Raw genomic sequence first — 7564 nt, 5'->3', positions numbered from 1 at the left:
CCCTACGGAGCGCCGGCGCCCGCTGCGCCGGGCGGCCAGGCGTACGGCGCGCCCGCGCCCGCGCCCGCCGCTCCCGTGTCCGGGCCGGGCGGGCAGCCGTTCAGCGCGCCGCCCTCCTCCGGCGCCCCGGTCTCCGGCCCGGGCGGGGCACCCTTCAGCGCGCCCCCGGCGGCGGTCCCTCCGGTGACCGGTGGCTTCAACGCCGTGCCGCCCGCGTCCGGGCCCGCCGCGGCGCCCGCCCCGCGCCGCGGCGGCTTCCTGGTCGGCGTGACCCTGGTGGCGATCCTCGTGTCGCTGATCTCGGTGGCCGTCTCGGTGTACGCGCTCGGCGTGGCCAACGACGCCAAGGACGCGGCGGGCTCGGCCCAGCAGGCCGCCCCGGCGGGCAACAACCAGCCGAACGCCAACAACGGCAACGAGGGCGGCAACAACCAGCCAACGGCGGCGGCGACGACCGCCCGCCCGGCGGTCACCACGAAGGCGCCGCGGCCCGCCACCTCGCCGGGTGAGCTGGACCCGAAGGCGGAGTTCACCGAGTCGTGGAGCCCGTCGACCATCAACCTGGAGATCCACCCGCCGTCGAGCTACGGCTCGCGCAACATCGACCTCGACAAGCCGGAGGTCGGCTCGTCCGGCGACGCCGCGGACATGCAGCTGGTCGTCTCCAACGGCGAGTTCTTCACCTTCGACCGCGACGCCAAGGTCGTCACCATGAACAGCGCCGACGTGCAGCCCAACGACTGCGCGGCGAAGTTCGACACCTCGCGGCTGGCGCCCGACACGCAGATCAACGTCAAGACCGCCGACCTCACGCTGTGCGTCAACACGTCGTTCGAGGCGGCGCAGCACCAGGGCATCAAGTGGAAGATCGTGCTCCTGCACGTCACCGGCGTGGCCGCCGACGGCACGGTCAACGTCGCGCTGAAGGCGTGGAACGTCCCGGACTGACCCGCCGTTCGCCGACTCCCGGGGGACCGGCCCGCCCACGCGGCGGCCGGTCCCCCTTCGTTTCGGCGCCGGACGGCGGCCGGCGCGGGGGCTTGCGCGGATCAGCTATCGTAGTGATATCACTTCGATAGCCCTCAAGGAGTTGTCATGGAACGACGGGCGTTTCGGGTTACCGGGTTCGTGATGCTCGGCGTGCTGGTCGTGCTCGGGGTCGCGGCGGCGGTGGTGGCCAACGGCGCCGGCGACGAGGTGGTCGGCACAACCGCCGTCGTCGGCGCGATCGTCCTCGCCCTGGTGCTGAGCGGGTTCACCGTGATCGGCCCCAACGAGGCGCGGGTCATCCAGTTCTTCGGCCGCTACGTCGGCTCCATCTCGGAGGCCGGCTTCCACTGGACCGTGCCGCTGAGCACCAAGCGGCGGGTCTCCCAGCGGGTGCGTAACTTCGAGACCGACCGGCTCAAGGTCTCCGACGCCGACGGCAACCCGGTCGAGATCGCCGCCGTGGTCGTCTGGCGCGTGGTGGACACGTTCAAGGCGTCCTTCGGCGTCGACGACCACATCTCGTACGTCGCCGTGCAGGCCGAGACCGCGGTGCGGCACCTGGCCACCAGTTACCCGTACGAGTCGCACGAGGACGGCCGGGCCAGCCTGCGCGAGGGCAACGTCGTCAGCGAGGAGCTCACCGTCGAGCTGGGGGAGCGGGTGGCGCTGGCCGGCGTCGAGGTGCTCGAGTCGCGCATCACCCACCTCGCCTACGCCCCGGAGATCGCCCAGGCGATGCTCGCCCGCCAGCAGGCCAGCGCCATCGTCGGGGCCCGGTACAAGATCGTGGAGGGCGCGGTCGGCATGGTGCAGAGCGCCCTGGAGCGGCTCGGCGAGCTCGAGGTGGTGGAACTCGACGAGGAGCGCAAGGCCCAGATGGTGGCCAACCTCCTGGTCGTGCTGTGCGGCGACCGGAACGTCCAGCCGGTCGTGAACACCGGAACCCTCTACGCCTGACCGGACGGGAACGCTTGTGCCCGAGCGCAAGAAGCTGCTGCTGCGGCTCGATCCCCAGGTGTACGACGCCGTCGCCCGCTGGGCGGGGGACGACCTGCGCAGCGTGAACGCCCAGATCGAGTTCGCGCTCCGCCTGGCCCTTCGCCAGGTGGGGCGCGACGTGCGCCGGGGAGATTCCGAGGTACTGGCGGAGGATCCCGACAACTGAGCACCTCGATCCTCATGGTGAGATGTGCAGATGGCCTTGCTGCTCGACCGCGCGGTCGTCCGCGTGCCCGCCACCAGCGCCAACCTCGGTCCCGGGTTCGACGCGCTGGGGCTCGCGCTGACGCTCTACGACACCGTCGAAGGGCGCGTCACCGCGGGCGGGGTGACGGTCGAGGTGACCGGGGAGGGCGCTGGCGAGCTGCCCTCCGACGAGTCGCACCTCGTGGTGCGCGCGATGCTGCGGGCCTTCGACGCGCTCGGGGAGCGGCCGGCCGGGCTGCACCTGCGCTGCGACAACCGCATTCCCCAGGCCCGTGGGCTCGGCTCGTCCTCCGCCGCCATCGTCGCCGGCATCGTGCTGGCGCGGGCGCTCGTCGAGGACGGCGAGAAGCGGATGCCCGACGAGGAGGCGCTCGCGCTCGCCGGGGCGATCGAGGGCCACCCCGACAACGTGGCGCCCTGCCTGCTCGGCGGGTTCACCATCGCCTGGGAGGAGGGCGGGGTGGCCACGGCGGTGCGGCGCGAGCCGGACCCGGGCGTCCGGCCCGTGCTCTACGTGCCGGAGGAGCGCGGGCTCACCGAGGTGGCCCGGGCCGCGCTGCCCAAGGCCGTCCCGCACGCCGACGCCGCCTTCAACGCCGGGCGCGCGGCCCTGCTCGTGCACGCGCTCGCCGGCGATCCCGGGCGGTTGTTCGCCGCGACGGAGGATCGGCTGCACCAGCAGTACCGTGCGCAGGGCATGCCCTTGACCGCAGAACTCGTCGCGCTGCTGCGGGCCGAGGGGGTGGCCGCGGTCGTCTCCGGTGCCGGGCCGAGCGTGCTCGCGCTGGGCGTCGACGGATGGGCGCCGCGGGCGGTGCCGGGATGGCGAGTATTGCCGCTGGACGTCGATGTGGCGGGCGCGCGTCTCGGCGGTGAGCTGCTGCCAAGGCGCACTGACAACTCGGTATGAGGTACGCTGGAACACGCCGAGCGGGACCCTGTTGCCGCTGGCTAGCGGAGTTGATTACTCTCTAGTCCTACAGCAGCCGCTCAGTGCGGCGATCTCATGCGGGGCGGCGTGCTCCGAATTCCGTGGCACCCCTTTGCGCACGCCCGGCCGCCAACCCGCGTTTCCTGTGGTCGCGCGCGCACGGCTGGGCCCGTGACGCAAATGGTGGCGTCCAAGCCCACCGCAGCGCTGCAACACCTCCCGCACGCAACGCGAGGCGGGAGCACCCGCGGGCCGCCCGGCACCATGCACGAATCGGGTAGCCCCGGCCTAACGAGGGAAGGAATCCATTGAGCGACACCACCGACGTCACGTCGGATGTCTCCACCGGCCGCGCTTCGGCCGAGACCGACGGCGCCGAGGCTGGCGCGACCCGTCGGCGGCGCTCGGGCACGGGGTTGGCCGGCATGCTGCTTCCGGAACTGCAGAGCCTGGCCGCCTCGTTGGGCATCTCCGGCACCGCCCGGATGCGCAAGGGCGAGCTGGTCACCGCCATCCAGGAGCGCCAGGCGGGCGAGTCGCGCCCGGCCGCGGCGCCCGTCAAGGCCACCCGCGCCCGCAGCGAGGCCCGCACGGAGGCCCGCACGGAGACGCCCGAGGCCGAGTGGCCCTCCGCCACCGAGGTCACGGAGCCGCCGGTCCGCACCCCTCGTCGGGCCACCCGCGCCGCCGGTCCGCCGGAGCCGCGGGCCGCGCGCGAGGAGACCGCCCCCGCGGCCACCGAGACGGCCGCCCCGGCCACCGAGCGCCCTGAGCGGGCCGAGCGCCCCGAGCGGGCCGAGCGCCCCAGCCGGGCCGAGCGCGCGGAGCGCACCGAGCGAGCCGAGCGACCGGAGCGCACCGAGCGGGCCGAGCGGGCCGAGCGGACCACCGAGCGGGCCGAGCGGACCACCGAGCGGGCCGAGCGGACCACCGAGCGCGCGGAGCGGGCCGAGCGCACCGACCGTGGCGAGCGGACCGAGCGGGCTGAGCGCCAGGAGCGGGCCGAGCGCAACGGCGCCGACCGCGGCGACCGGGGCGAGCGCACCGACCGGGGCGACCGCAACCAGCGCGGCGGGTTCGCCGACGACGAGGGCGACGACGACGGCACGGGCCGCCGCGGGCGGCGCAGCCGGTTCCGCGACCGCCGCCGTGGCCGCGACCGCGAGGGCGCCGAGGCGCCGGGCCGGGGCGGCAACGAGCCGCAGGTCAGCGAGGACGACGTCCTCGTGCCGGTGGCCGGCATCCTCGACGTGCTGGACAACTACGCGTTCGTGCGCACCACCGGCTACCTGTCCGGCTCCAACGACGTCTACGTCGCCATGTCGCAGGTGAAGCGGTACGGCCTGCGCCGCGGCGACGCGGTCACCGGCGCCGTGCGCCAGGCCCGCGACGGCGAGCAGCGGCGGGACAAGTACAACCCGCTGGTGCGCCTCGACACGGTCAACGGGATGGACCCGGAGGAGGCCAAGCGCCGCCCCGAGTTCTACAAGCTCACCCCGCTGTACCCGCAGGACCGTCTCCGCCTGGAGACCGAGCCGCACATCCTCACCACGCGCGTCATCGACCTGGTGATGCCGATCGGCAAGGGCCAGCGGGCGCTCATCGTGTCGCCGCCCAAGGCCGGCAAGACCATGGTGCTGCAGGCGGTCGCCAACGCGATCACCCGCAACAACCCCGAGTGCCACCTCATGGTCGTGCTGGTCGACGAGCGGCCCGAAGAGGTCACCGACATGCAGCGCTCGGTGAAGGGCGAGGTCATCGCCTCGACCTTCGACCGGCCGCCGTCGGACCACACCACCGTCGCCGAGCTGTCGATCGAGCGGGCCAAGCGCCTCGTCGAGCTCGGCCACGACGTGGTCGTGCTGCTCGACTCGATCACCCGGCTCGGCCGCGCGTACAACAACGCGTCGCCCGCCTCCGGCCGCATCCTGTCCGGTGGTATCGACTCGACGGCGCTGTACCCGCCGAAGCGCTTCCTCGGCGCGGCCCGCAACATCGAGAACGGCGGCTCGCTGACCATCATCGCCACGGCGCTGGTCGAGACCGGCTCCACCGGTGACACGGTCATCTTCGAGGAGTTCAAGGGCACCGGCAACGCGGAGCTGAAGCTGGACCGGAAGATCGCCGACAAGCGCATCTTCCCGGCCATCGACATCGACCCGTCCAGCACGCGCAAGGAGGAGATCCTCCTGGCCCCGGACGAGCTGGCGATCGTCATCAAGCTGCGCAAGGTGCTGCACGCCCTCGACTCGCAGGAGGCGCTCAACCTGCTGCTGGACCGGCTCAAGAAGACCCGGACCAACGTCGAGTTCCTCATGCAGATCGCCCAGACCACGCCGGGCGAGTAAGCACGAGTAACCAGCTGTCCGAAGCGAAGGGCCCCCGGGGACAACCCCGGGGGCCCTTTTCGCCGGACGCTAGAAGTTGCCCTCCGCGACCTGGAACACCGTCAGGCCGAGGCCGCGCCACATGCGGACCACCTGCTGGCGGTCGTCGAAGACCCCGACGACGTGGTAGCGGCTGCGGATCTCCTTCTCGAAGATCTCGGCCTTGACGATCGAGTCGCGCCGCTGGTCGCCGGTGACGCGCATGAAGAGGCCCCGGTACGGCACGGCCACGTGCTCGGCCAGCCAGGCCTCGGTCGCCTCCCGGCAGTCGTCGGAGCGCCCCGAGCAGAACACGACCTCGTGGCCGGCCGCGTGCATGGCCCGCACGGCGGCGATCACCGGGGCGTTGGGCGTGTCCTCGCCGACGCGGGTCATGTCGTACGGGCTGCGGCCGTTGAACAGCGCCACGGTCCCGTCGATGTCGACCAGCACGGCCCGCGGCGCGTCCGGCGGCGGCTCGTAGGCGGCGCCGGACGACGGGTCGATGACCGGGAGCGGCAGGGGCAGGACGCGGCCCGCGAGGTACCGCGAATGCATGGAACGGATGACGTCGGCCCCGACCTGCCCGTCGCCCGAGCGCAGCCCGTCCCGGCGGATGCATTCCTCCAGCGGTACGTCGGTGAAGTCCCGCACCACGAAGTGCGCCCCGCACTTGGCGGCCAGCTCGGCGAACTCGCGCACCACGCGCCCGCGCAGGTTGGTGTCGTCGCAGACCACGTCGGCGCCCACGCGCAGCAGCCCCTCGACCGCCGCGTGGTGCGCCGCCGTGACCTCCTTCTCGGCCCGGCCGCGCCGCTCGGGGTCGTCGATCCGCCCGCCGTGCAGCATCCGGCGCATGTCGTCGCGGTTGACCCGGGTCAGGTGCGCCTGCTGCTTGGCCCAGGTGGTCTTGCCCGAGCCGGGCAGGCCGCGGGTGATGGTGAGCGTGGCCATCTAGGCCTCCCCTTCCCGGTCCGGCGTCTCCCCGACCGACGGCCTGACCTGCTGCCACAGCAGCGGCCGGTAGTCCTTGCCGTCCAGGCGCAGGAACAGGCAGCCGCGGCGCGGGTGGCGGGCGATCGCGATCGCGAAGTCCTTGCGGGCCCAGCCCTCGGGCAGGCCCACGACGACCTCGGCGTACTCCCGCTCGACCTCGGCCACCAGCTCCTCGACCTGCGCCGTGAGCTCCGCCGCGACGTTGCTCGCCCAGGCGTGGAACTCGTCGGGCAGCGGCTCCAGCAGCTCGTCCAGGCGACCTGCCACCACGGCCTCCCACACCACGCGCGGGTTGAGCCCGGTGACGATGCGGTGCAGGCGGACGTACTCGGCGTACTTGATCTTCAGGCGCGTGTCCGGCCCGGTGAAGTGCACGACGAGCCCCTCGCGATTGTCCCGCGGGGGAGCGGCCAGCGCCTCGGCCAGCGTGGCGTAGCCGAACGACTCCACCACCGGGCCGGGCCAGTCCGGCACCGCGTCCGGCCCGTGGCTGCGCCCGGTCGCGATGTCCACGGCGCCGAGCAGCACCAGGTCGTCCAGCCCGCCGTAGTCCAGCACGATGCGGTTGGCCGGGTAGATGATCTCGAACAGCAGCGTGCGGCCGGGCGGCGGCGTGAAGCTTCCGGCGTACCGCTGCAGCCACACCCTCGTCGCGTGCCGCGCCTGCTCGGAGTCGAACGAGCCGCGGGTCGCGACCGCCCAGCCCTCCGCCGTCGGGAACAGCACGCCGAGCGACCCGTCGGCCTTGTCCGTGACCCGGACCGGCCCGTCGAGGTCGAGCTCGGGCGCGCCCGGCTGCCCGTGGTTGAAGAACTTCGCGAACGGCCGCGCCAGCACCCGCCCGTCGGCCGACACGACGAGGCCGCGGCAGGCGAGCGTCGCGGCGTTCCAGACGTTCTCGTACTGTGTCTTCTCCGTGTAGTTGTGGATCAGCAGCGGCAGCGAGGGGTGGCGCTGGGTGCGGATGTAGCCGCCGTCGACCATGTCGGTCAGCAGCTTCGGGTCGCAGAGTGCATCGATGTGGAGGCTCATAGCGCGGTACAGCGTAGGTGAGCCTCGCTCGCGTCAGCGACGT

At 73.1% G+C, this 7564-nt stretch carries 6 protein-coding genes and 1 pseudogene; 5 read left to right on the top strand and 2 right to left on the bottom strand.

The window, feature by feature from the left end; genetic code table 11:
* The 5 genes and pseudogenes from ABD352_RS31860 to rho form a co-directional block, all read left to right on the top strand.
* A pseudogene (locus tag ABD352_RS31860) lies at positions 1 to 948 on the top strand (hypothetical protein); the annotation flags it as partial.
* A 147-nt stretch (positions 949 to 1095) separates the two neighbouring features.
* Positions 1096 to 1947, top strand: coding sequence for an SPFH domain-containing protein (locus tag ABD352_RS31855; RefSeq protein ID WP_344616214.1), 852 nt, complete (start codon positions 1096 to 1098; stop codon positions 1945 to 1947).
* Between the two features lie 16 nt (positions 1948 to 1963).
* Positions 1964 to 2155, top strand: coding sequence for a type II toxin-antitoxin system antitoxin (locus tag ABD352_RS31850; RefSeq protein WP_344616213.1), 192 nt, complete (start codon positions 1964 to 1966; stop codon positions 2153 to 2155).
* Positions 2156 to 2179: 24 nt separating this feature from the next.
* The gene (gene thrB, locus ABD352_RS31845; RefSeq protein ID WP_425553712.1) at positions 2180 to 3106 is read left to right on the top strand and encodes a homoserine kinase; all 927 of its coding nucleotides are present in this window, start codon (positions 2180 to 2182) and stop codon (positions 3104 to 3106) included.
* 329 nt (positions 3107 to 3435) lie between these two features.
* Positions 3436 to 5475, top strand: a complete 2040-nt coding sequence (rho, locus tag ABD352_RS31840; protein WP_344616211.1) for a transcription termination factor Rho — start codon at positions 3436 to 3438, stop codon at positions 5473 to 5475.
* A 69-nt stretch (positions 5476 to 5544) separates the two neighbouring features.
* Here rho and ABD352_RS31835 read toward each other — a convergent pair whose 3' ends face one another.
* Together ABD352_RS31835 and ABD352_RS31830 are read right to left on the bottom strand one after the other, a co-directional pair.
* Positions 5545 to 6447, bottom strand: a complete 903-nt coding sequence (locus ABD352_RS31835) for a phosphatase domain-containing protein (RefSeq protein WP_344616210.1) — start codon at positions 6445 to 6447, stop codon at positions 5545 to 5547.
* Positions 6448 to 7521 carry an RNA ligase gene (locus tag ABD352_RS31830; protein WP_344616209.1) on the bottom strand — a complete coding sequence of 358 codons (1074 nt, stop codon included), beginning with the start codon at positions 7519 to 7521 and terminating at the stop codon, positions 6448 to 6450.
* Positions 7522 to 7564 lie beyond the last annotated feature (43 nt).

This window comes from Dactylosporangium salmoneum (assembly GCF_039532525.1).
In the GTDB taxonomy this organism is placed as follows: Bacteria; Actinomycetota; Actinomycetes; order Mycobacteriales; family Micromonosporaceae; genus Dactylosporangium; species Dactylosporangium salmoneum.
This window is presented reverse-complemented; position numbering and strand designations above follow the sequence as displayed.